This window comes from Sporosarcina sp. 6E9 (genome assembly GCF_017921835.1).
GTDB lineage: Bacteria > Bacillota > Bacilli > Bacillales_A > Planococcaceae > Sporosarcina.
Genome location: NZ_JAGEMN010000001.1, coordinates 2,102,223 through 2,125,675, shown reverse-complemented (window position 1 = coordinate 2,125,675; position 23,453 = coordinate 2,102,223). Strand labels below are relative to the sequence as shown.

The 23,453-nt window shown below is 41.0% G+C and carries 24 protein-coding genes; 14 read left to right on the top strand and 10 right to left on the bottom strand.

What is annotated here, in order from left to right; all coding sequences use genetic code 11:
- The first annotated feature begins 3 nt into the window (after positions 1-3).
- The 3 genes from J4G36_RS10780 to J4G36_RS10770 all read left to right on the top strand — a co-directional run bounded on the left by J4G36_RS10780 (position 4) and on the right by J4G36_RS10770 (position 2,003).
- A complete protein-coding gene (locus J4G36_RS10780) occupies positions 4-693 on the top strand; it encodes an IspD/TarI family cytidylyltransferase (RefSeq protein WP_210469999.1) in 690 nt (229 codons plus the stop codon).
- Entirely contained in the window at positions 690-1,394 is a 705-nt protein-coding gene (locus J4G36_RS10775) for an SDR family oxidoreductase (RefSeq protein WP_210469998.1), read from the top strand. Before J4G36_RS10780 ends, J4G36_RS10775 begins: the two co-directional genes overlap by 4 nt.
- Before the next feature lie 81 nt (positions 1,395-1,475).
- Positions 1,476-2,003 carry a hypothetical protein gene (locus J4G36_RS10770; RefSeq protein WP_210469997.1) on the top strand — a complete coding sequence of 176 codons (528 nt, stop codon included), beginning with the start codon at positions 1,476-1,478 and terminating at the stop codon, positions 2,001-2,003.
- A 63-nt stretch (positions 2,004-2,066) separates the two neighbouring features.
- Here J4G36_RS10770 and J4G36_RS10765 read toward each other — a convergent pair whose 3' ends face one another.
- The 5 genes from J4G36_RS10765 to J4G36_RS10745 all read right to left on the bottom strand — a co-directional run bounded on the left by J4G36_RS10765 (position 2,067) and on the right by J4G36_RS10745 (position 6,379).
- Positions 2,067-3,407, bottom strand: coding sequence for an Ig-like domain-containing protein (locus J4G36_RS10765; protein WP_210469996.1), 1,341 nt, complete (start codon positions 3,405-3,407; stop codon positions 2,067-2,069).
- 217 nt (positions 3,408-3,624) lie between these two features.
- Positions 3,625-4,350: a WecB/TagA/CpsF family glycosyltransferase gene (locus J4G36_RS10760; RefSeq protein WP_210469995.1), complete on the bottom strand. Its 726-nt coding sequence runs from the start codon at positions 4,348-4,350 to the stop codon at positions 3,625-3,627.
- A gap of 190 nt (positions 4,351-4,540) precedes the next feature.
- Complete coding sequence (locus tag J4G36_RS10755; RefSeq protein WP_210469994.1) at positions 4,541-5,020, bottom strand: hypothetical protein; 480 nt, start codon at positions 5,018-5,020, stop codon at positions 4,541-4,543.
- 60 nt (positions 5,021-5,080) lie between these two features.
- Positions 5,081-5,851: a hypothetical protein gene (locus J4G36_RS10750; protein WP_210469993.1), complete on the bottom strand. Its 771-nt coding sequence runs from the start codon at positions 5,849-5,851 to the stop codon at positions 5,081-5,083.
- A 27-nt stretch (positions 5,852-5,878) separates the two neighbouring features.
- Entirely contained in the window at positions 5,879-6,379 is a 501-nt protein-coding gene (locus J4G36_RS10745; protein ID WP_210469992.1) for a hypothetical protein, read from the bottom strand.
- Positions 6,380-6,567: 188 nt separating this feature from the next.
- Here J4G36_RS10745 and J4G36_RS10740 point away from each other — a divergent pair, with 188 nt between their 5' ends.
- On the top strand, positions 6,568-7,818 hold the full coding sequence (locus J4G36_RS10740) for a S1C family serine protease (RefSeq protein ID WP_210469991.1): 1,251 nt from the start codon (positions 6,568-6,570) through the stop codon (positions 7,816-7,818).
- A 45-nt stretch (positions 7,819-7,863) separates the two neighbouring features.
- Here the strand turns inward: J4G36_RS10740 and J4G36_RS10735 are convergent, their stop codons facing one another.
- Both J4G36_RS10735 and J4G36_RS10730 read right to left on the bottom strand, forming a co-directional pair.
- Complete coding sequence (locus J4G36_RS10735) at positions 7,864-8,901, bottom strand: C40 family peptidase (RefSeq protein ID WP_210469990.1); 1,038 nt, start codon at positions 8,899-8,901, stop codon at positions 7,864-7,866.
- Between the two features lie 320 nt (positions 8,902-9,221).
- A complete protein-coding gene (locus tag J4G36_RS10730) occupies positions 9,222-9,407 on the bottom strand; it encodes a hypothetical protein (protein WP_210469989.1) in 186 nt (61 codons plus the stop codon).
- Positions 9,408-9,801: 394 nt separating this feature from the next.
- Between J4G36_RS10730 and J4G36_RS10725 the strand changes: the two genes are divergently transcribed.
- The 5 genes from J4G36_RS10725 (at position 9,802) to J4G36_RS10705 (ending at position 15,357) form a co-directional block, all read left to right on the top strand.
- On the top strand, positions 9,802-10,392 hold the full coding sequence (locus tag J4G36_RS10725; RefSeq protein WP_210469988.1) for a nuclease-related domain-containing protein: 591 nt from the start codon (positions 9,802-9,804) through the stop codon (positions 10,390-10,392).
- A gap of 578 nt (positions 10,393-10,970) precedes the next feature.
- Positions 10,971-11,822: a MurR/RpiR family transcriptional regulator gene (locus tag J4G36_RS10720; protein WP_210469987.1), complete on the top strand. Its 852-nt coding sequence runs from the start codon at positions 10,971-10,973 to the stop codon at positions 11,820-11,822.
- Positions 11,823-11,943: 121 nt separating this feature from the next.
- On the top strand, positions 11,944-12,831 hold the full coding sequence (murQ, locus tag J4G36_RS10715) for an N-acetylmuramic acid 6-phosphate etherase (RefSeq protein ID WP_210469986.1): 888 nt from the start codon (positions 11,944-11,946) through the stop codon (positions 12,829-12,831).
- Between the two features lie 21 nt (positions 12,832-12,852).
- The gene (locus J4G36_RS10710) at positions 12,853-14,232 is read left to right on the top strand and encodes a PTS transporter subunit EIIC (protein WP_210469985.1); all 1,380 of its coding nucleotides are present in this window, start codon (positions 12,853-12,855) and stop codon (positions 14,230-14,232) included.
- A gap of 57 nt (positions 14,233-14,289) precedes the next feature.
- Positions 14,290-15,357, top strand: a complete 1,068-nt coding sequence (locus tag J4G36_RS10705; RefSeq protein WP_210469984.1) for a DUF871 domain-containing protein — start codon at positions 14,290-14,292, stop codon at positions 15,355-15,357.
- 376 nt (positions 15,358-15,733) lie between these two features.
- On the opposite strand, the gene J4G36_RS10700 is transcribed toward J4G36_RS10705, so the two are convergent.
- Entirely contained in the window at positions 15,734-16,612 is an 879-nt protein-coding gene (locus J4G36_RS10700; protein ID WP_210469983.1) for a LysR family transcriptional regulator, read from the bottom strand.
- A 149-nt stretch (positions 16,613-16,761) separates the two neighbouring features.
- Between J4G36_RS10700 and gltS the strand changes: the two genes are divergently transcribed.
- Both gltS and J4G36_RS10690 read left to right on the top strand, forming a co-directional pair.
- Positions 16,762-17,955, top strand: a complete 1,194-nt coding sequence (gltS, locus tag J4G36_RS10695) for a sodium/glutamate symporter (RefSeq protein ID WP_210469982.1) — start codon at positions 16,762-16,764, stop codon at positions 17,953-17,955.
- A gap of 413 nt (positions 17,956-18,368) precedes the next feature.
- Positions 18,369-18,680 carry a DUF3784 domain-containing protein gene (locus J4G36_RS10690; protein ID WP_210469981.1) on the top strand — a complete coding sequence of 104 codons (312 nt, stop codon included), beginning with the start codon at positions 18,369-18,371 and terminating at the stop codon, positions 18,678-18,680.
- A gap of 559 nt (positions 18,681-19,239) precedes the next feature.
- Here J4G36_RS10690 and tagU read toward each other — a convergent pair.
- Both tagU and J4G36_RS10680 read right to left on the bottom strand, forming a co-directional pair.
- The gene (gene tagU / locus J4G36_RS10685; protein WP_210469980.1) at positions 19,240-20,169 is read right to left on the bottom strand and encodes a polyisoprenyl-teichoic acid--peptidoglycan teichoic acid transferase TagU; all 930 of its coding nucleotides are present in this window, start codon (positions 20,167-20,169) and stop codon (positions 19,240-19,242) included.
- A 22-nt stretch (positions 20,170-20,191) separates the two neighbouring features.
- Positions 20,192-21,010 (bottom strand): SGNH/GDSL hydrolase family protein, encoded by an 819-nt coding sequence (locus tag J4G36_RS10680; protein ID WP_210469979.1) that lies wholly within the window; start codon positions 21,008-21,010, stop codon positions 20,192-20,194.
- A gap of 160 nt (positions 21,011-21,170) precedes the next feature.
- Here J4G36_RS10680 and J4G36_RS10675 point away from each other — a divergent pair, with 160 nt between their 5' ends.
- The 3 genes from J4G36_RS10675 to J4G36_RS10665 all read left to right on the top strand — a co-directional run bounded on the left by J4G36_RS10675 (position 21,171) and on the right by J4G36_RS10665 (position 23,453).
- Positions 21,171-21,908, top strand: coding sequence for a YveK family protein (locus J4G36_RS10675; RefSeq protein ID WP_210469978.1), 738 nt, complete (start codon positions 21,171-21,173; stop codon positions 21,906-21,908).
- A 2-nt stretch (positions 21,909-21,910) separates the two neighbouring features.
- Entirely contained in the window at positions 21,911-22,621 is a 711-nt protein-coding gene (locus J4G36_RS10670) for a CpsD/CapB family tyrosine-protein kinase (protein WP_210469977.1), read from the top strand.
- Between the two features lie 64 nt (positions 22,622-22,685).
- A complete protein-coding gene (locus J4G36_RS10665; RefSeq protein ID WP_210469976.1) occupies positions 22,686-23,453 on the top strand; it encodes a tyrosine-protein phosphatase in 768 nt (255 codons plus the stop codon).

The window sequence follows — 23,453 nt, the reverse complement described above, 5'->3', positions numbered from 1 at the left end:
TATATGATTTCATTAGTTCTGTTATCCAGTGGATCAGGTTCAAGAATGGAAAATAGTGTTCCGAAACAATATTTAAGCCTAGGCGGTAAACCGATTATCATTCACACATTGGAAAGAGTTGCCCAAGTGAAAGAAATTAATGAAGTGGTGATTTGCTGCACGGAAGAATACATGGAACACATCGCGCAATTGATCAAAAACCATTGCCCGCAGTTGAATTATAAACTTGTCAAAGGGGGCAAAACACGTCAAGAATCGACTTGGAATGGCATACAAGTTTGTGAGAATGCGAGTGTCATGATTCATGAAGCAGCGCGGCCTTTCGTGAAAATTAAAGAATTCGAGCGATTGGCGGCTGATGAAAATGAAAATGCCATTTACGGCATTGAAATTCCATTTACTGTATTAAAAGGCAATGGACAAATCGACGAAACATTAGATCGCGAGCAACTCGTAAATGTTCAACTGCCGCAAAAATTTAATCGAGATAAATTGCTGGATGCTTTTGAGCAAGCACATGTCCAAAACAAAAGTTTTACCGAAGATGCCAGTCTATTTTTCGAATACAATCCAAATGATGCCGTGAAGATATTAGAAGGCACAGTTCATAACTTAAAGCTAACGTACCCAATGGACTTAGTGATTGGGGAAACCATTTACCGTGAATACGTATTGGGGAGTGAGACGAATTGACAACAGCTATCGTAACGGGGGCGAGTCGTGGAATTGGTCGAGCCGCAGCGATTGAGATGAGTAACAATCCAGAGGTAGATAATATCGTATTAATCGCGCGTGATGAAGTAAAACTTTCAGAAACAATCGGCTTATTAAATCCACGGGTACGCGCACGTGCAATTGTCTATGACTTTTCATCGCAAGAAGGAATTCCAACGATGGTGAAAGAAATATACCAAGAATTCGGGTCAATCGATTGGCTGCTCAACATAGCAGGGTATACGGATCCCAAATCCCTTCTAGATACTACGCTAGCAAGCATGGAAAGAACCTATAAAATAAACGTTTTTTCCCTTGTCGAAATGACGAAAGAATGCGTAAAATATATGAAACAAAACGGACAATCAAAAATCCTGAACGTCGCGTCAACAGCAGGCATGACACCGAGGCCTGGATGGCTTTCTTATGCGTCTTCCAAATCAGCAGTCATCAGCATATCAGAAACACTCGCTCAGGAGCTATCGGAGTATAATATCCTCGTGTATTGTATATCACCAGGGCGTGCGGCAACCGATTTGCGAAAAAAGCTAGCACCCGAAGAAGATCCGACTACAATCATGCAACCTGCACATGTTGCCAAAGTAATCGGCAATCTCATGCGAATGACAGAACACTGTTTAGACGGGCAAAATATGGTTGTGCGGAAACAAGTGAAATAGTCAAGCACGCATACTAAATGAATGAAGAAATCAGCATTGCCTACCGCAGTGCTGATTTTATTATCGAAAGAACGGTGAAAAATGGTCATTATTGATCTCGCATTTTTTATGTACATATTGATATCTTTGATATATATACTGGTTAAAAAAGCAAAAAGTGAGGATATTCTGGAACGTTATTTATATTTCATTATGATCACTTCCTTTGCCTTTGTCTTTATCTTCAAAATTGAAATTGAAATTCTATGGATTACGCTTATTTGTGCAATCGGATTACTTTTGCATGCGAAGTCACCAATCAAAAACAAAGTCATTTTGTTGGTGTTTGCGGTTTTTGTTTTTGCAGTATTCCGTGTTCCTACACATCCGTCGGCGGAATTTGAGCAGTACTTAATAGACAAACATGGAATTTATTGTTCAGCTTTGGATTGTGTGGAGGTTGTTGAAGTTGAAGATGAGGACATGCGTCAAATGCAAACGACCAAATATGCAATTCAAGGTTTATCTTCTGACTGGTACTTCATTTATGCACGCAATGAACTCGTATTGGACAATAAAACAATAAAGGTAATCAATATTGCCGGCTTTTGGATACAATTAAATAATTAAACAGCCCGCTAATTCATATGCGAATGAATTAGCGGGCTGTTTTTTATAATATAATCAATTAGATTACTTTACTTTTGTAGTAACTTTTCTCGAATTCTTGGCTTTATCGGAAACAGTTACAGTGATTGTTGTGTTTTTCTTTTGGCGTTTGATGGCGATTTTAAAATCACCTTTAGCGTTTGCTGTTCCGGAACCAATGGTTGTTTTACCGACCTTGAAAGAAACTTTCGCGCCTGCTTCTGTTTTACCTGTAGCTGTTTTGGTAGTGGAGTAGATGTTTTTCACAGTGATGCTCGGTGCAGTCTTATCAACAACAGTAACAGTTTTTACTTTACTTACATTGCCTGCAGCATCTTTGGCAGTGAAGGTCAATTTCGTTCCAGCTTTCACAGATTTGATGGTCAGCTTAAATTTGCCTGATTTATCAACTTTAGGCGAACCCAGTATTTTTTTACCGTTCTTTACAGTAACAGTGGAATTCGCTTCGGCCGTACCAGATACTGTTTTATCATTGTCATCGACAGCTTTCACTTTAGGAGCGCTTGGCGCCGTCTTATCCTTAACTGTGATAGTCGTAGATTTGCTTACATTGCCGGCTGCATCCGTTGCCGTTGCAGTGATTTTGGAACCAGCTTTAATTTTTTTGACGGTCAACTTGAAGTTGCCGCTACGATCGGCTTTCGGCTTGCCCAATACAGTGCTTCCGTTTTTGATGGTGACAGTTGAATTTTTCTCCGCTTTTCCGGAGATGGAAGTATCATTATCATCGATTGCATTAACTGTAGGCGCGGAAGGGGCTTTGGTATCAAGCATCTGTGCCATAAGCATATAAAGCTCATTGCTTCCAAACTCATAATAATCCATTGCAAGGATATAGTAATCACCAGGCTTTACAGGTACAAGCAGATGGTAGATGCCGTCCTCATCGTCATATTCATATAGTTCCGGATCAATAAAGTTTAAGTCGGAATCAAATACGCCATAAGCAAGTTCCATATACGGATAATCGTCAAAAGCGGTGCCTAACACAAGCATATAATCAGTGGTTGTTACTTTCACCTTATAAAAGTCAATATCTTCTTCCCATTGAAAAGCGCCCACCATGCCTTTACCCATTGGTAGGTTATCCGCTAATTCTGGATAATCATTCGGCTCTGCTTCATATAGAATATCACTATCTGCATCGAGGCTGTTAGAGAAGCTGCTTACTCCGTTTTTATTGAGGATTTGAGGCAATTTAAAATTATCAGTGTTGAAGTTGCGGAATTCCTTACTTGGTTCTGCCGTGCCTGGTAATTCGATTTGATTCTTCAAGGTATCATTGGAATCGGCAAAAACGCTTCCTGAGAATGCAGTGGTTATTAATAGGACAGAAGCAAGGACACTAGTAATTTTCTTTTTCAAATAAAACCTTCCTCTCACGCTATATTGGGGTGTTAAGTGGTACTATATTCCTTTAAAAGGGCCGTGTCAATCGGTAAATTGAACTATTCAAAATTCTTTTTCTAGTTTGTGAATGTTGATGCATAAGCAAATTAAGGACCGCTAATCCATTCGCGGATTAGCGGTCTGTGTTATACATAAATTTGCATTTTCTTTCACTAAACTGAATGGTTCTAATTCACCTAGAAAACCGTTCTTTCACAACATGCATCAAAAACTGTGGAATCTTCAGCATCCGCTTTGCTCTAGTAGGCTGCGTGATCAACCGGTAAAACCATTCCAAGTTATTGTTTGTCCAGAACTTCGGCGCTCTCTTCACGTTCCCAGAGAGCACGTCAAAGCTTCCACCTACCCCGACCAATACCGACGTTGGAAATAGATCCTTATACTTCGCAATCCAACGTTCTTGGAGCGGAGCACCCATCGCAACGAAAACGAAATCTGGTTCAGTTACAGCAATTTCATTTGCAACCAACGGCCCTTTATTTGTATAACCGTCCATGAAACCCGCCACTTTCAATCCGCGATATTCAACCTTTGCATTCTTCGCAGCTTGTTCGGCCACGCCAGGTTTCGCCCCGAAAAAATAGACGGTTTTCCCGTGCCGATTCGCATATGCTAGAAAGTCATGCATTAACTCATAACCAGGCAATTTTTCACGAAGGGGAGCGCCAAGTATTTTCGACGCTATCAAGACACCAATCCCGTCGGCAAGAACATAATCTGCAGACGTAATCGCTTCTTTATAAGAATTTGAACTTTTTGTCAGCATAATGATTTCAGGATTTGCCGTAACAAAAAACAAATTCCCACCAGGCGTTTGAAAGTGATCGTCTATATCTTTTAGTAATTCTGCTTTATTTATATTTGAAATTGGAATATCCAATATCTCTATTTCATCCATTGTAAAGATCTCCTTTTAAAGGGAAGTATTAAGCTCCCTATAGTTATAACATATATATGCCTCTCAAATCGACCCTATCTAGTTAAAAAGGCAAGAGAATATTAAGGTGAGTAGGGGAATGTGTTAATGACGAAATAAAAAAAGGCGTACTCAAAATTGCTTTGTGAGTACGTCTTACGTATTTTCAATCCTACTCTTCATCTTCAACCTCAGCCGTATCATCCGGTTCAGCACTTGTGGTTGTCGCAAGCTCATTCATTTGTTCAAGCGCTTGTTCATAAATCGCATTCAAAGCTGCGGAAGTCTTAGCTTGTTCATCGCTATTATCAGTTTCCATATTCATAAGCAGCTCATCTGCATAACTTCGTAGCTCGCCAATACGAAGCGCAATTTCATCCTGTGTAAACTTAGCCAGTTCAGCTTCAGTGAGTTGTATTTCTTCCTGCAATCCTTTTTTCAACTCCACCATCAGTAAATCTTTTTCAATCGTGATAGCCTCGTCAATTTGATTAATCGATTCGGTCTTTTTAGCATTGAACCAATTAGTTAATAAACTATTAATATCTTGACCTGCAAAAGCGGATTTTACGCCGCTGCCAATGCTAACGCTTAAAAATAATGCTCCGAATACCATCAATATTCTTTTAAGTATCGTTAGTTTATCTATCATAACTAATCCTCCATTTAAAAGAATAAGGACCTCTGGAAAATGAGGTCCTTATTGTGTATGTTACTTATTGATTCCATTGATTAAATCATTCATATCCGACTGGGCTTTAGTCAGCTGCGCCGCTGCGGCCGTTTTAATAGAATCTTTCTGTTCATCAACCATTTTTTTTGTTTCAGTATTAATAATCCCACGTAGCTCTCCGACTTTAGCATTGATCAATCCAATAATCTCGGCTCTGGTCGTAACTACTTTTTGGCCAATTTGATTTATAATCTCCGATTTTGCAACTGTTATTGCCTCTTCAATATCAGAAAGGGCTTGCTTAGTCGTATCATTTAATTCCGCGTTTAAATTTTCAAGCGCTTCTTTACCTGCAGAATCTGTGTGTGTACCTAGATCATCCTTAGCGTACGTGAGAGCTGCCTCACCAGCTTCATTAATTCCTTTTTTTGCATTCTTAACAATTTCACTAAATTGCTCATCCATATATTTATTAATTTCTTCATGTTTTTCTTTAATTGCACCGATGTGTTCTCCGGCTTGGTTATTAATTGATTTGCTTGTAGTGCCAGTGGCATCTTTTCCAAACTTATTAATATCTGTTGCAGCAGTATCTTTAATCCCTTGGTATTCATTTCTTAACTTAGGCATTAACCCATCTACATGATCATTAACCCCAGTTTCAACCATTTGAGCATGCTGATTAAAAAGTTTGTTATACCAATCTTGTAGCTTTTCTCCTGCATTTGAAGCACCGAATGCCGTTCCTCCAGCTAGTAATAAAACTGCTGCTACGCCTGCGACTACTTTACCTTTTATAGTTTTCAACATAATAATTTCCCCTTTTTGTGCTTTATTTTATTCACCCAGAATTTCTGCCAAAATAGTTGTAACATCCTGTTCAATTTCATCTTCAATATTCCGGCTGTTAACAATCCCATCAAGACTTTCTTTTTCTAAGTCAGTCACGGTTTGATCGATTTGCTCTTTCAAGCCAGTCACTAATGCCTCAATATTGGCTTTTGATTCGTCTAGCTTTTTTTTACGAGATTCCTCAATTTCAATAGAAGCATCTTTTTTTGCTTCTCCCATGAACGCCCCTAACTGCTTGAAGCTTGTCCAAATCCCAGTCTCTACAGTTGAACTTATTTCTTCCTCCTCCTTTTGAAAATTGTCGGTATACCAATTTGAAAGCGTGGAGGCTGCTTGGACGTTTGCGTAAAGAAATCCTAAACATAATGTGACAGTGATGAGTAGTGAGGTACTGAGCCTTTTTTTTATGAAAACCACTCCAATCGAAATCTTATACGCTATATATACTAATTTAAGTATAAAAGATAGATAGCTATATTTCGTCACTCCAAAGTGGGCTTAAGAAGTAGCGAAAGTCTACTGACCTATACTACTTTCGTCTACTACTCATAGTTTTTTGTTTAAAACATTACCACCAAAAAATCTGCTATACTATTCATATATATTGTTGAAACTAAAGTAGATACTCATACGTCAGTATCATTAGAGAATTCAAGTAGAATTGAGTTGAGATTATGAAAAATAAAAGAACGCTCTTTAAAGGAGTCATATTACTAGTATTAGTCGCAGTTTTATTTAGCCTTTTTGGTCAACTCGGGCAAATTAAAACAGCATCCGAGCCGGTCTTAAAGCCGGATTCTTTTGAGAATATCGCATTAGAAGGTATGGAAATCGATCCAGAATTGATACCTGAAGAAGAAACCGAAACCGAAGAGGGTTCTGTTGAAGTAACAGCAGTTGAAGAAAAGACGGAAGTGATTGTAAAAATAGAAGTTCCGGTTGCTCCTGAAACAGATTTATCGTCAACCATCGCGAATGCGAAATCATTCGTCTACACGATTGACTCTGATTTGCAGCAAGGCTCAGGATTTCTATTTAATGAAAAAGGGGACATCGTAACGAATGCCCATGTCGCCAAAGATGCGGCTTACATAACAGTCACGAATAGTAACGGCCAACAATTTAATGGGCACGTCATCGGGATTTCAGACAAGACAGATATTGCACTTATACGCGTTCTCGATTTAGCAGGGAAACAACCGATGGAAATGGAGCTTTCGAGAGTTCCAGTTGGCACGAAAGTCTTTGCTTTAGGGAGCCCTGAAAACATCGCGAACACGTCAACCGAAGGGAAGATTACAGACTTCGGAAAAAGCTTCTTCGATGACTATGACTACAAAAACCTGTACGAAATGGATGCCACGATCAAGCAAGGCTCCAGCGGTGGTCCATTAATCGATGCGAGCACGGACCGAATCATCGGTATCAACTCGCTAATCCTTGAAAATAATCCAAACATTGGGTACGCGATTCCTATCTACACGGTCATCGATCAATTGAACCAATGGGCAGCAAATGTGAAAGAAATCGTTGATGAACGAGAAGACATTGAAATCGAAGGCGCCTATCTGGACGATGAATTGCTCAGAAGCTTCATCAACAGCTATTACGAATTAATCCCGTACTCACTTAACGACAAAAAGCTAGAATACTACTGGACTTACTTATTACCAGAAAGTCAAGCTGCAAAAGAAGGCGTTCGTCAAGTAGAGGAATTGTACGGGGAACATAAAGTTTATGAAGAAGTAAAATCTGAAATTACCAGCGTTGAGATCGGCGAAAATGAAGCAATCGTAAAAGCGAATGCAACATTTACTTATCACGACACGGAAAGTGATGAAGTCAAAACAATCGATTACGGGGCAACATTCACTGTCGTCATTGACGAATACGGAGATTACGCCATTAAAAATATTGAACAATAAAAAATGCACAGTCGAGTAAATCGACTGTGCATTTTCTAATTCTATTTAGAAGCTTCTGTAACTGTGGAAGTACTTGCTCCAATAAGGATCGCTCATGCTACGAACGTGTACGTTTTTTCCACCAGAATGGATGAACTGGTTATTTCCGATATAAATCCCAACATGCGAAATACCTGCTTTGTAAGTACCAGCAAAGAATACTAAATCGCCTGGTTGAGGATTTGAAACTTTTGTCGTTGCTGCATATTGTCCAGTTGTAGCGCGAGGAATGCTTTTCCCGGATTGCTTGAATGCATATTGAACAAATCCACTGCAGTCAAAACCGCTTGTCGTCGTACCACCGTAACGGTAAGGTACACCGCGAAGTTTCATCGCATTTGCGATTAAGTCCGTAGAGAACGTGCTGTTTGAAGCTTTTTTCGTTTTCTTAGCAGGGGCTTTCGCTTTAGTCGCCTTCGCCAATAAATCACTGGAAACCCAACCTGTCTTACCGTTAGCTTTTACTTTATACCAAGTTGTCTTACCGACTTTCTTCTGTGCAGATACAGTAACCTTAGTACCTTTTTTAGCAGTTGTTACAATTTTATTATTCGTACCCGCATTTGAACGGATATTTGAATTATATTTTGTTGTGTATGAACCACTTGCTGCTTGAGTTGTTGCTTTCGGAGCCGCTTTTTTTGGTGCAGCCTTTTTAGCAGGCGCTTTAGCCGCTGCTTTCGCTGGAGTTAGCAATGTGCTTAGAACCCAACCAGACTTTCCACTAACTTTAACTTTATACCAAGTTTCTTTGCCAACTTTTTTCTGATGAGTTGCAGTTGCAGTCGATCCTTTTTTCGCTGTAATAACAATTTTGTTCTTTGTTCCAGCGTCTCTGCGGACATTCGTATTATACTTTAATTTGAAACTACCAGATTTAGCTGTTGCTTTAGTAGACCCTACTTTCGTTACTGTCTTATATGTGTAAGATGACTCTGATTGAACACTGACTTGTCCAACCGGTTCAGTGGCGTGTGCGTCAATTGTGGCAGTGGTAAATAAAATAGAAGCCGCAGTTACTAGTGAAATGACAACTTTTCTCATTATTTCTCCCCTAACAAAGTTTTGTTTTTTTATATATAATCGTGACTTTACGGTTAATTCTTCCTGCTTATCACTTTATAGGGAATATAACCAGATAACAACGACATTTGCGTTACATATATATTACAGTTGTATTACAAAGGGTGAATTTGGAATGAAATGCGGGGAAGGTACACGGATTTGTGCAACATCCACGCTAGTTCCGCGTAATCACTCATTATGTCCTCTCAATCTCGTAAATCGGCCAATTATGTCCGCTCAAACTCAAATGATCTCCGCCCAATCACACCCGCTGGCCATGATGTCCGCGCAATTCCTCATTATGTCCTCTCAATCTCGCGAATCGGCCAATTATGTCCGCCCAAACTCAAAAGATCTCCGCCCAATTCCTCCCGCTGGCCATGATGTCCGCGCAATCGCTCATTATGTCCTCCCAATCTCGCGAATCGGCCAATTATGTCCGCCCAATTCCGCCCGCTGGCCATGATGTCCGCGCAATCCCTCATTATGTCCTCTCAATCTCGCGAATCGGCCAATTATGTCCGCTCAAACTCAAAACATCTCCACTCAATTACGCCAGCTCGCCATGATGTCCGCGCAATCGCTCATTATGACCTCCCAATCTCACGAATCGGCCAATTATGTCCGCTCAAACTTGAAAGATCTCCGCGCAATCACGCCAGCTGGCCATGATGTCCGTGCAATCCCTCATTATGTCCTCTCAATCTCCCGAATCCACCATTTATCTCCGCTCAATCCCAAAAGATGTCTAACCACCACACCAACTACGCACCCAACAACCCCCTCAAAATTCAATCTTCCCCCACATCTTGTCCCCACACGCAATACCTGCTATATTAAATTTAACAATTCAGAAAGAGGTTGATAGCTATCAAAATAATGCCAAGAAAAGAACCGCCATTATTAAGGGCAATCCCAAGATTAATCGCGCGACTCCCAAAAGATTCACCGCATCTTAAAAAACTTGAAAAACAACTATATAGAGTGAGCGCAGGCTACGCTGGCGAACTCGAAATAGATCAATACTTGGCTACACTTGATATCCCCACATCAATGACGGTACTCAAAGATATCCAACTTTCTCATTCCCCCGGTATGACATTCCAAATCGACACCCTAATTTTGGCCGAGAAATTCATCTTGATAATTGATGTCAAAAATATAACTGACAAACTTCGTTTCAAAACAAATCCAAACCAGCTAGAACAAGAAAAGCAGACAGGCGAAATCATACGAATGGATTGCCCACTCGAGCAACTTCATACGCATATTCACAATCTACAAAATTGGCTTGCCAGAAGGGAACTACAAGTCGACATCATCGGTCGGGTACTTCTATCAAATCCCAATTCCCATGTCATAGAAGAAGCACCGAACGCCCCGATCCTCTATAAAAAAGGGCTGCCCGTCTTATTGCGCAATCTACCAAAAAGCAATCAATGTACAGCACAAAACTTATTAAACGCATAGAAGAACTAATCCAAAAACACCGAATCGACTACGATCCATTCCCACTCTGTAACTACTTTTCAATTGACCCAGATAGCCTAAAGAGGGGACAACTATGTACAAAATGCGGTGATGCCATGCACTACGTGAGCCATAAACAACGCAGATGCATCGAGTGCGATATCACAGCGCCCAATAATTACAGCGAAACATTAATTGATTATTTCACGCTAATTAACACATCAATCTCAAATCGGGAGTGCAGAGGATTTCTACAACTAAAAAACAAAGACGCAGCCCGTTACGCCATTAAATCACTTCCTTTGAATAAAACCGGAAATTCCGTCGCAACGAGATACGTGTGGCGAAAAAACTAACCAAAGCTAAATACCAGAAGAAAAGGGATGCCGCTGGCATTCCTTTTCAAGTGCCCTTAAAAAACCATTTATAAATTTCACAAAATACCAATTGAAGTCCTCTCCCGACACCCGCAATTCCGCGGAAGCCGCAGGCCTCCCTTTGCAACCCCCCACAAAAAACTACCCCAAAAACCCATTCCATGCGATAATCATTTTACAAACCGAGAAAGGGGCCACACCATGCCAACCCTAATAAGATCAATCAAACAACAACTAGAATCCCTATCCGCAGCCGAAAAACAAATCGCCAAATACATCATTCAAAACCCAGACCTAATCCCGAACATGACCACAAAAGAACTATCCGCAAAAACCGGCGTATCCGAAGCGAGCGTCGTCCGTTTCTGCAAATCAATCGGAGTGGGTAGTTTCAAATCATTTAAACTCGCACTCGTCAGAGACCTAACGATTGCTGAAATGAATATTACAGACGTCACAAACTTACAAAAAAACGATTCACCTTACGATCTGTTCCAAAAAGTGATTCAAGTAAACAAATTCGCCATCGACTCTTGCACGGACTCGATGAACAAAAAAGAACTCGATAAAGCTGTCACAACCATCAAATCAGCAAAAAGGATCGTCTTCTTCGGCGTAGGGGGATCATCAATTGCTGCGGTGGATGCGCATTATAAATTTACAAGACTCGGCTATCATTCCATCACAAGCACAGACTTTCACCATTTACTAACCGTGATTCCATACCTAGAAAAAGGGGATGTCTTCATCGCTATCAGTACATCTGGAATGACGAAAGATGTCATAGAGCTTGCGCAGTTCGCACAAAAAACAGGGGCAACCGTCATAGCCATATCCAATCTAGATGACAAATCGACCCTGCATAAACTCGCAGACATCAATCTCTCCACGCCGAATGTCGAACGAGATTTCAGAATCGGAAGTATCCCGTCACGCATGACGCAACTGACAATTATCGACACGTTATACATGAGCGTTTTCCACCAAATCGGTGACAAAGTCATTAAACATTACCACGAAGCAAGAAAAGAGATGGAACAGCTCCGACGCTAATGGAGAAACTCTTTTTTCACTTAAATGAAATTTAGTTTCATGAATAACGGAAACACCATTGACATATAATTTCATAGGGGTACAATAAAACTATAAAAGAGTTTACCAGAGAGGTGATTGAATGCTCGAGAAATTAGCAACCGAAACAAGAAACCCGAACACCATGCAATTAGATGAAATGTCGCCAAGAGAAATTCTGATCGCGATGAACCAAGAAGACAAAACAGTTCCGGAAACAATTGAAAATGAGATCGACAGCATCGAAAAAGTAGTGAAAGCAGTAATTCATTCATTCAATAACGACGGACGTTTAATCTACGTCGGCGCAGGTACAAGTGGCAGACTTGGCATCCTGGACGCAGTCGAATGTGTACCAACTTTCGGCGTTTCACCAAGCAAAGTTCAAGGTTTAATTGCAGGTGGAATGAAAGCGTTTACAGTTGCGGTAGAAGGTGCCGAGGATAGCGCAGCACTAGGCGCAGAAGACTTGAAAGCCATTAACCTGACAGAAAACGACATCGTCATCGGACTCGCTGCAAGCGGCCGAACGCCTTATGTGATCGGTGCACTAAATTACGCGAAAAAACTAAACGTAAAAACAGCATCCATCTCTTGCAATAAAAACGCAGAAATGAGCAAACACGCTGACATGGCTATTGAAATCGAAACCGGTCCAGAAGTCTTAACAGGTTCCACGAGACTCAAAGCAGGTACTGGACAAAAACTCGTCCTCAACATGATCTCAACAGCAGCGATGATCGGCATCGGGAAAGCGTATGAAAACCTGATGGTGGACGTACAAGCGACCAATGAGAAATTAGTAGAACGCTCTAAACGTATCATTATGGAAGCAACCGGAGTTGACTACGAAACGGCCGCAAGTTATTACGAACAAGCACAGCATCACGTCAAAACGGCCATTGTTATGATTCTATTACAATGTTCATATAATGAAGCGGTAGAAAAACTAACAGAATCAAACGGCTTTGTCCGACAATCAATAAAATAACTTACAAAGTGGGGGATTGAAGTGAAGAAAGAAGAACGCATGGCCACCGATATATTTGAACATATTGGCGGCAAAGGGAACATTCAACGACTATCGCATTGCATGACCCGTCTACGCTTGCAACTAAAAGACGACAGCAAAGCGAACATCGATGCACTCAAAAAAATCGACGGCGTCATGGGCGTCATTGATGACGACACGCTACAAATCGTCGTCGGTCCGGGAACGGTCAATCGAGTCGCTGCAGAAATGAGCAAAGTCACGGGACTCGCGATTGGCGAAGAGGCCAATCCAGACGACGATGATCTGACATTCAGCGAAAAAGCGGCGCGCGACAACGCAAAACGAAAAGAGAAGAACAAAACACCATTCAAAATGCTATTACGCAGAATCGGTAACATCTTCATTCCACTCATCCCTGGTCTTGTCGCATCGGGATTACTGAACGGGGCGGCGAACTTCGCCAAAAACGCAGAAGTCGATGTAACAACATCTTGGATGCAAATCCTTCTCGTCCTGGGTAGCGGGGTCTTCATGTACCTAATGATTTTAGTCGGTTGGAACACAGCGAAAGAATTTGGCGGAACCCCGGTTCTCGGTGCCATCGCAGGGGCTACATTATTCCATCCAGGACTCGGGGATATAGTGATTTACGGCGAACCATTAGTCTCAGGTCGCGGCGGATTATTCGGCGTCATTTTTGCAGCATTTCTCATGACTGTCGTTGAAAAACGCGTTCGTAGAGTCATGCCAGCTGCAGTTGATATTATCTTTACACCATTACTCACGTTATTAATTGTTGGATTCTTTTCACTATACGCAATCATGCCAGTTGCTGGCGTACTATCAGATGCCATCACATCAGGCATCAACTCGCTTCTTGATGTAGGGGGAATCGTAGCAGGTGCAGTTCTTGCAGGATTCTTCTTGCCACTCGTTATGGCAGGACTCCACCATGGCCTAACGCCAATTCACTTGGAGTTAATCGAAACGTTAAGCTACACAGCATTATTACCAATTCTCGCAATGGCAGGCGCAGGTCAAGTCGGCGCAGCAATCGCGATCTTCGTGAAAACGAAAAACAAACGCTTACGCAACATTATCAAAGGTGCACTTCCAGTCGGATTCCTCGGAATCGGAGAGCCGCTACTGTACGGGGTCACGCTTCCATTAGGTCGCCCGTTCATCACAGCTTGTATGGGCGCAGCAGTCGGCGGTGCATTCCAAGCCCTGATGAAAGTCGCAGCAACAGGAATCGGCGTTTCCGGGATTTCACTAATCCCACTCATCGCCAACAACCAATACCTATACTATTTCATAGGCTTGGTCATCGCATACACTTTCGGATTCCTATTCACCTATCTATGGGGATTCAAAGAAGAGATGGCAGAAGGCATCTAATGGAGAGGGGGAGGGGAAACCCTCTCCTTTTTAAATTAATTAAGGAGTGACATAAACATGCTAGGCCTATCAGTTTACTTAGGAAACGACAACATCACCGATCTCGAAACATACATAACCAAAATGCAACACGCAGGATTCACAGCCATCTTCACATCGCTACACATCCCAGAAGACGACCCAACAAAATACACAGAACGTCTAAAAGCACTAGGCGCAGTCGCAAAACGCAACAACATGGAACTCATGGCCGACATTTCACCAAAATCCCTCGGCCACCTCGGCTTCACCTGGGAAAACGCCGCAGGACTCCTCGAATGGGGCGTCACTGGACTAAGACTAGACTACGGCATCCCAGAAGAAACAATGATCAAGCTATCTAAAGAATTGAAAATCGCCCTAAACGCCAGCACACTAACAAAAGAAATGCTCGAAAGATTAAAATCAAACGGCCTACAAACCGATTCCGTAGAAGCATGGCATAACTTCTACCCAAGACCAGAAACTGGCCTCGACAAAATTGAGTTCCAAAAAGTGAACAACTGGCTCAAAAAAGAAGGACTAACCGTCATGGCCTTCATCCCAGGCGACGCCGACCTAAGAGGTCCCTTACATGAAGGCCTCCCAACACTAGAAGATCATCGACACAGCGCACCATTCGAAGCCCATCTAGACCTAATCACAAACTGCGCAGTCGAAAAAGTCCTAGTCGGAGACCTAAACCTAACCGAAAAAACCTTAGCACAATTCACAGCCTATCAAGATGGAATCCTAAAACTACAGGCAAAACCGTTCGCCGCGAATCAACAGCTAAGTGATATATTATCCACCATCCAAACCAATCGTTGGGACGCAGCTAGAGACTGCATCAGATCCATGGAGTCAAGAGAATACGGACTAATCGGAACCCGTCCAGTCACAGCACAAAATACTATCGAAAGACCAATTGGCTCGATAACAGTTGATAACGAGAGATATGGACGATACCAAGGTGAGATACAAATTACGAAACGTGATTTGAAAGTGGATGAAAAAGTAAACGTCATTGGTAGAGTTATTGAAGAAGACCAGCCGCTACTGCAATACATAAATGGTGGCATGAAATTTCAGATTGAATTTGTGTAATCAAAAAGGGATGCTGCAGCATCCCTTTTCACTTTCAATAGTACGATGTCCGCGCAATCCTTGATGATGTCCTCTCAATCTAATGAATACACCAATTATGTCCGCCCAATCCCAAAAGATATCCGCCCAATTTCAGGTAGCACGCACGTTGTCCGCGCAATTTATGATTATGTCCTCTCTATCTCATAAATTCGCCAATTATGTCCGCTCAATCCCGAAAGATGTCATCCCAATTTCAGTCGGCACGCACGATGTCCGCGCAATTTATGATTATGTCCTCCCAATCTCATGAATTCGTCAATTATGTCCTCCCAATCCTGAAAGATGTCCGCCCAATTGTCCAGCATCTCACGATGCCCGCCTAATTCCAAAACCGTCAAAAATGCCCCTCAATATCCTCAATCAACTCTCGAATCGCAGCAGGAAAATACCGCTGCTTCATATAAGTCAAATACACCGTCCGCGTCAAATGAGCAGAATCCACTTCCTTAACCACTACCCGAGAACCACGAATATCCTTCACATAACTCTCCGGCAGAAATGCAATCCCCAAATTTTCCTCAACCAGCTTCCAAGCAGTTTCAAAACGTTCGATTTCAAACATAATTGAAGGCTCAACCCCATCAGCTTCAAACGCTTCTAATATATTAACCCTCGTTTGATATCCCTCTTTACTAATGATTAAAGGCTTATCTTTCAAATCCTCTAACGACAAATCCCGCTTCGAAGAAAGCTCATGATCTTCATGCATAATTAACAAAAATCTCTCTGTATAAATGGGAATGAATTCAATATCCTCTTCTTCAACAAGCTGATTCGTAATACTCAAGTGAGTCTCATAACTCCTAAGTGATTGGATCACATGCTTCTTATTCGTAATCTCTGTGAAATGAATTTTCATCGTCGGATACGTTTGTTTAAAATTTTTAATCACTTTGGGAATCCAATTTTGAGTGGACTCAATAATGCTTAAGTGCACCTCGCCTTTACCCGTTGCATTTAATTCTACGATTTCTTTTTCGACAATTGATAAATTTAACAGCAACTTTTTGGCACGATCATACAGAAGTTGTCCACCGTCTGTGATTTGCATTCCGCGTGTATTTCGTTCAAAAAGTTGCGTATTTAATTGTTGTTCGAGCGCTTTTATGGACAGACTTAGCGTCGGTTGAGAAATATGAAGTATTTTGGCAGCCTTTGTAAAACTGTTTTCTTCAACAACAGCGACAAAGTATTTCAATTGCTTAAGATCCATGTCAAAGGCACCCTTTCACTTATTAGTAAAACCAATAAGTATATAGTTTTTCGATATTAGAAATTATAAATCAAGCTCTATATAATGTAAACAATAAGAAATGCACACATATAGCGCTTTCACAGCGTTGACATAAAAGGAGGAACACCATGACAATTGAACTCAACCAAGTTACGACAATATTCTTGTCCGTTGCACTTTTCGTCTTAGGGACATTACTCGTCAAAAGAGTAGGTATATTACAACGTTTTTGTATTCCAGCTCCAGTAGTAGGCGGGCTTTTATTCGCAATTGTTGCGGCACTCCTCAAACAACTGAACTGGGTTGAAGTTGCGCTGGACACTTCCTTGCAGGGCATGTTCATGCTCGCGTTCTTTACGACTGTTGGAATCGGTGCCAGCTTCAAGTTAGTTAAGCTTGGTGGAAAATTATTAATCATATACTGGCTCGCATGTGGATTTTTAGCCTTAGCACAAAACGTCATTGCGATTTCACTGGCAAAAGTATTCGACATTCACCCTTTACTCGGTTTAATGGCTGGGGCAATTTCTATGGAAGGCGGACACGGAGGCGCAACGGCATTCGGTCAAACGATTGAAGGTTTAGGCGTAGCTTCAGCACTTCCAATTGGAATTGCAGCCGCTACTTTCGGCTTGATCGCCGGTGGACTTGTCGGTGGACCCATCGCAAAACATCTCATCACGAAATACAATTTAAAATCTTCGGAAGATGCAGCTGAATCTACAGAAATCGAGGAAGTAGTGAAAAACATCCCAATAGACTCAAATCGCTTTTTCACGCAACTTTTATTAATCACATTTTCAATGGCAGCGGGTTCGTACTTAGCGGAACTGTTCTCCGCGTCAACTGGATTCGTGCTTCCGAGTTACGTCGGGGCGATGTTTGTCGCAGTAATTGTACGAAATGTTGTCGATAAGATTAATCCTGAAATCGTAGACATGAAGAGCGTGGAACTAGTCGGGGATATTACATTAGGCGTATTCCTATCAATGGCGCTTATGAGTATCAAGCTGTGGGAACTGACAGGGTTGGCACTTCCAATCTTAGTCATCGTATTCGTCCAATCACTTTTCATCGTGTTTTTCGGGATTTTCGTTCTCTTCCGTTTACTCGGAAAATCATTCGACGCGGCAGTTATGGTCGGTGGATTTGCAGGTCACGGATTAGGCGCAACGCCAAATGCTATGGCGAATATGGCGGCAATTACAGGGAAGTTCGGCCATTCTAGAAAAGCCTATCTAGTCGTACCAATCGTAGGCGCATTCTTAGTTGATGTCTTTGCTATGCCGATTATTATTACGACAATTAATATCTTTTCCTAAGGCTAATTGAGAGTACTCGGTTGAGCGGTACAAAACATAAATAAAACACACTATTAGAGTCCAAATTCGCATATGAATTGGACTCTTTCCTTTTGCCTATGTATCGGCACCCTACTGACAAGCCTATTAGCAGGATTACAATTTCTATTGTAGGTCAGCTAATGTATGTATTAATACCACTGTTAACTCGTATGTCCAAACGCAATTTTATAAATAGGAGTGATCACATTGAAACTGATTAAATTGTGGGATAAATTAAATATTTCGAAGGTCTCGTTCGGTATCTCTGGTATAATAGAGAGTATGAAATGAATTTGACACTTCTACAAACGGTCGTTTTATCGATTAGCAGTAGCTTTAAAGTGAAATAAAGTCTTTTACGATAGCCAGAAGGAAAGTTAGGTGTTCTGTGTATGAATATAGGTCCAGTAATAGTTTGTCTTTTTACTAGTGCTCTTCTTTTCTTTTTTAGTTACCTGATATGGAAAAAACAAGAATTCACTCTCATTGCAGGTTTTAATGAGAACACTTTTCGGGGAGATAAAAACAAGTTAGCTAATGCAGTAGGTTTATTCCTTATGATTAGTGGGGTACTTATTCTTATTTTGCCGTTAGGTATTGGAAAAATAGGATTAGTAGCAGGACAAGTGATTTCTATTTTGATTATATTAGGCATTGTTATACTCGTATTTTACATTAATCGACTAAGTAAATCGGATGCTTAATAATGTCTACCGTAATTGAGCGCAGTTGTTGAATAAGGACTGTGCCTCAATAGGGCCATTATGGGGGGGGGCAACAAATGGGCAAGCGTAAAAAAAGTAAAGAGTATAGTATCGTTTTAGACGCGGCTGTGGAGATAATGCTAAACGTTCTGCTCTACCTTCCAAGGTTAATTATTAATTTAGTTAGATGGTTATCCTGAAGGTCAAATTTCATCTAATTGATGCTCTAATTGGATGCTATTTGTGGTGATAAATGGTGTGTTAATTCACGTTTTGTACCAGAGAACTCATGGCCACCTGGAACCCCATTTCGATAGGGAGGGGATGCCCCGGCATCCCTTTTTATCAAGAATATCGTCGCAATCGACAAAAATGTCGTCTCAATCTTTCATAATGTCGTCCCAATACGGGAATGTCGTCTCAATCTCTCAAATTGTCATCGCTATAACTCATAATGTTGTCTCTCTCACAAGTAATCTCGTCCCAATCCTCACGGATTCCAAATCTACATAAAAAAAGGTCCCTGTCCGGCACAGCCGGACAGGGACCCACTCACGATTTACAACTCCAAATGCTCTTTCAACTCACTAGTAATTCCATTTAACTCTTCATCATTCATAATGTAATACCAAATATTATTCATCTTCTGGCCTTGTCCTTTTTCAATATACAGCTGATCCACTTTACCAGCTGCATCCTTGTAATTCTTCTGAACCTCAACCATTTCATCAAACGTCATATTCGTCTTCACATTACTACCAATCGCACCGAATATACTCTTATAATTCAACAAACTACTAACTGATGCGCCTTCACGCAACACAGCCTGAATCACTTGCTTCTGACGATCCTGTCTTCCAAAATCTCCACGTGGATCTTCATAACGCATTCTTACAAAGTCAAGCGCCTCGTCACCATTCAATGAAATCTGCCCTTTAGGATACGTATGGCTTCCAACTTTGAAATCCAAAGTGTTATTAATCGTAATCCCGCCAACAGCATCTACAATATCTTTAAAGCTTTCCATATTCACTTGTACTACGTAGTCTATTGGAATGTCTAGTAGATTTTCTACTGTAGCCATCGACATTTCGGTTCCACCGAACGCATATGCGTGGTTAATCTTATCATTAATGCCTTTACCAACAATTTCCGTATACGTATCACGTGGAATACTTACCATTTTCGTAGACTTCGTTTCAGGATTCACCGTCATCACGATCATCGTATCCGAACGGCCGCTATCGCCTTCGCGTTCATCAACACCCAAAACTAACATCGAAAAGGGTTCAGCATCTTTAAACACAACAGGTTCCTCACGCTTTTCAGATACAGCACGCTCAATCGGCTCGTGAATTTCTTTCGCTGTATCTGTTAAATTCTTAACGATCATCGCACCGTAAACAACTACACCTAAAACTAATACGCCTATAACGCCGACAATCCAAGGCCATTTCTTCTTTTTCTTGCGATTTACTCTACTGTCCATCGAATCCTTCTCCTCCATCTATCTATTCAGCTATAAAATACGTAATCAGTGCATTCGCCCAAAGTTCGGCACCTTCGGGATTCGGCCAATTATCTTCATCTAAATACTGAACTAATTCTTCCGAGTTAACTTCTGGCCACTCAGTCCAATGGTCGATATAAGGGATGTTTTCTGAATCAGCATAACCCTTAACGGATTGAACCTGGGCTGGATAGTTCATTGCACGACGTAATAGTTGCGCAGGATGTAGGACAACTACTGCATCATCGACTTCATCTTTCATTCGGTCAATAAACATCCCGATATGTTCGTGTTGCGTTTCTGGAAGAATGACGCCGCTACTGTTAAGTGTTAGTGGTTCGAACAAGACGACATCATAACCAACATCAAAATCTATTACATCATCCATCCCATTGATGATTGAATCCGTTGCCCCATCCAATACAATCGTTGAAACGTTCACTGCCTCGCCATATGACTCTTGCAGTGAAAGCTGCAAACGTTCTGCGTATCCCGGATCGCCATAATTCATCGATTCAGATCCGACAATTAAAAAGTCAACAACCTCATCTGCTTCCAAGCGACTCCGGAATACAGACGATACAACCTTGTCCTGATTAGAAGTCAATGATAGTAGACGTTCAACATCCACATCAGGTTTCACAACTTCTGCCTTTTCCTCATCCTCATCTACAGAAGAAGAACTAGTATCCGTTACCTCTTTCAAAGTGGATGATTCCATCCCCTTAGCAGAATCAATTTTGTCCTGCCATTGCATATAACTAAAGATTAACAAAATAAGACAAATAACTACAAGAATAATAGATAGTACTTTTCTCATTTGATAATTACTACTCCTTTCCTAGTAAAACGTGTCGAATATTTACATAATAGTTTAATTATCGCATATATCAGTCGAAAATAATATATCAAAAATTGTCGAATCATGTTATAATAATCGCTATGTTAATTATTTGAATTTAAAAGGAGTAATAATAAATATGGAAGAAACGATTAGTCTTCAGGACTTATTTAAGACATTAAAAAAACGTTTAGGCTTAATTGCACTCATAACAATTATCGCAATAACGATTAGTGGTGTCGTCAGTTTTTGGCTTCTAACGCCAATCTATCAATCATCCACACAAATACTTGTCACAACATCAAAAACAGATCAACAACAACAAAATAACGCGCAAGATATCCAAGCAAACCTACAATTAATCAATACATATAACGTTATTATTAAAAGTCCGGCCATACTTGGAATCGTTAAAGAAGAATTGAACTTGGAACGATCGGTAGGCGCATTAATCAATCAAGTGACAGTGAACAGCGCCCAAAATTCACAAGTCGTTAATATTCAAGTTCAAGACGAAGATCCTAAAATGGCAGTCGAACTCGCCAATAAAATCGCGACAGTTTTCCAAAAAGAAATACAAGTATTAATGAATGTGGATAATGTGAACATACTAACCCCAGCAGAACTTGGGGCTAACCCGTCACCTGTTAAACCAGATCCGAAACTGAATATGGCAATCGCAGCCGTTATCGGCCTCATGCTCGGTGTAGGCGTGGCATTTTTACTTGAATACCTAGATACAACGATGAAAGACGAACAAGACGTCGAAGAAATATTAAACTTACCAATCATCGGCTTAATCAGTCCGATACCAGATAGCGACATCGCGAAAATGAAAGTCGAAGTTAAACAAAGAAGAGGAAGGGGGAGAAGGTAAAAATGGTGAGAAAAGCGAGAAAGAAAAAAACAGTCCAAACAGCGGCGCGTAAAGTCGTTACAAGTGTCAACCCCAAATCAGTGGTATCCGAACAATTTCGTACAATGCGTACCAATATCAACTTTTCACTACCCGATGGTGAACTTAAAACATTACTCGTAACTTCCGCATCCCCTGGTGACGGAAAGTCGACAATATCAGCAAACACTGCTGTCGTTTTTGCGCAAGAAGGCAAACGCGTTCTGCTTGTCGATGCTGACATGAGAAAGCCGACCGTTCATTACACATTCCACTTGACAAACACAGTAGGTTTATCAAACCTTCTTACACGCCAAGCGGACCTTTCTGAAGTCATCAACCCTAGCGATACAGAAGGGCTTGACATTATTACATGCGGACCGATTCCGCCGAACCCTGCAGAACTGCTCGGATCGCAAACGATGGATAAACTAATGGACCAGATGAAAAACAAATATGATGTGATTATTTTTGATGCACCGCCTGTATTATCAGTTACTGATGCGCAAATCATGTCGAATAAATGTGACGGTACTGTACTCGTATTAAGTGCCGGCGAAACTGAAAAAGAAAATATCATCAAGGCAAAAGAAGCGCTTTTCTCTTCACAAGCGAAGATTCTCGGAGCTGTATTGAATAACTTTGAATTAGATAAAGATCATTATTACTACCAATACTACGGAACGGGAGAGTAAATGGGTGTAATTCCCTGTTTACTCTTTTTCAAATCGAACACTTAATGCCAACGGAGGGATTCAAATGGTAGATATACATTCACATATTTTACCCGGAGTTGATGACGGGCCGAAAACTGTTGAAGAATCTGTTCAATTACTAGAAATGGCAGTAGCGGAAGGAATTACAGATATCATCGCTACCCCTCACGCCTACAGCCCGCATTTTGACGTACCCAAAGACACAGTTTTACAAAAGACGAGCATGTTGAACGAAATTTGTAAAGAAAAAGGTTTATCAATAATCGTGCATGCAGGGCAAGAATTACGCATAAAAGACTTCATTGTTGAAAAGTTGAAAACGAAAGAAGCTTTGACACTTGCGGACTCTAAATATGTCTTACTTGAACTACCATCAAGCGGAATCCCAACCTATACGGTGGACATCATCCAAAGCATTCTAAGTATGGATAAAGTACCAATCATTGCACACCCAGAAAGAAACCGTGCCATCGCTCAAAAGCCTGAACGACTGGCGAGATTGATTAACCACGGTGCACTTTCTCAAATAACAGCGGGGAGTCTTGCTGGGCATTTTGGCAAACAAGTTCAAAATTTGTCTTTACGACTCGTTGAAGCGAATTTAGTACACACATACGGGTCTGACGTACATAATCCAGTCAACCGTCCATTCCATTTTGAAAAGGGACTCAACTTTTTAGATAAACGAAAACTACATGACTTAGCAGACATATTGTTGGAAAACAATGATAGAATTTTAACAAACGAAGATTTCATTTTATTGGAGCCGAATGCACTAGAAACGAAGAAATGGTGGAAGTTATTACCTTAA

Coding starts and splice junctions, on each gene's coding strand:
- J4G36_RS10780 (WP_210469999.1), top strand. CDS start 4: ATGATTTCATTAGTTCTGTTATCCAGTGGATCAGGTTCAAGAATGGAA.
- J4G36_RS10770 (WP_210469997.1), top strand. CDS start 1,476: ATGGTCATTATTGATCTCGCATTTTTTATGTACATATTGATATCTTTG.
- J4G36_RS10760 (WP_210469995.1), bottom strand. CDS start 4,350: ATGGATGAAATAGAGATATTGGATATTCCAATTTCAAATATAAATAAA.
- J4G36_RS10755 (WP_210469994.1), bottom strand. CDS start 5,020: ATGATAGATAAACTAACGATACTTAAAAGAATATTGATGGTATTCGGA.
- J4G36_RS10750 (WP_210469993.1), bottom strand. CDS start 5,851: ATGTTGAAAACTATAAAAGGTAAAGTAGTCGCAGGCGTAGCAGCAGTT.
- J4G36_RS10740 (WP_210469991.1), top strand. CDS start 6,568: ATGAAAAATAAAAGAACGCTCTTTAAAGGAGTCATATTACTAGTATTA.
- J4G36_RS10735 (WP_210469990.1), bottom strand. CDS start 8,901: ATGAGAAAAGTTGTCATTTCACTAGTAACTGCGGCTTCTATTTTATTT.
- J4G36_RS10730 (WP_210469989.1), bottom strand. CDS start 9,407: ATGAGGGATTGCGCGGACATCATGGCCAGCGGGCGGAATTGGGCGGAC.
- J4G36_RS10725 (WP_210469988.1), top strand. CDS start 9,802: ATGCCAAGAAAAGAACCGCCATTATTAAGGGCAATCCCAAGATTAATC.
- J4G36_RS10720 (WP_210469987.1), top strand. CDS start 10,971: ATGCCAACCCTAATAAGATCAATCAAACAACAACTAGAATCCCTATCC.
- murQ (WP_210469986.1), top strand. CDS start 11,944: ATGCTCGAGAAATTAGCAACCGAAACAAGAAACCCGAACACCATGCAA.
- J4G36_RS10705 (WP_210469984.1), top strand. CDS start 14,290: ATGCTAGGCCTATCAGTTTACTTAGGAAACGACAACATCACCGATCTC.
- J4G36_RS10700 (WP_210469983.1), bottom strand. CDS start 16,612: ATGGATCTTAAGCAATTGAAATACTTTGTCGCTGTTGTTGAAGAAAAC.
- gltS (WP_210469982.1), top strand. CDS start 16,762: ATGACAATTGAACTCAACCAAGTTACGACAATATTCTTGTCCGTTGCA.
- J4G36_RS10690 (WP_210469981.1), top strand. CDS start 18,369: ATGAATATAGGTCCAGTAATAGTTTGTCTTTTTACTAGTGCTCTTCTT.
- tagU (WP_210469980.1), bottom strand. CDS start 20,169: ATGGACAGTAGAGTAAATCGCAAGAAAAAGAAGAAATGGCCTTGGATT.
- J4G36_RS10680 (WP_210469979.1), bottom strand. CDS start 21,010: ATGAGAAAAGTACTATCTATTATTCTTGTAGTTATTTGTCTTATTTTG.
- J4G36_RS10675 (WP_210469978.1), top strand. CDS start 21,171: ATGGAAGAAACGATTAGTCTTCAGGACTTATTTAAGACATTAAAAAAA.
- J4G36_RS10670 (WP_210469977.1), top strand. CDS start 21,911: ATGGTGAGAAAAGCGAGAAAGAAAAAAACAGTCCAAACAGCGGCGCGT.
- J4G36_RS10665 (WP_210469976.1), top strand. CDS start 22,686: ATGGTAGATATACATTCACATATTTTACCCGGAGTTGATGACGGGCCG.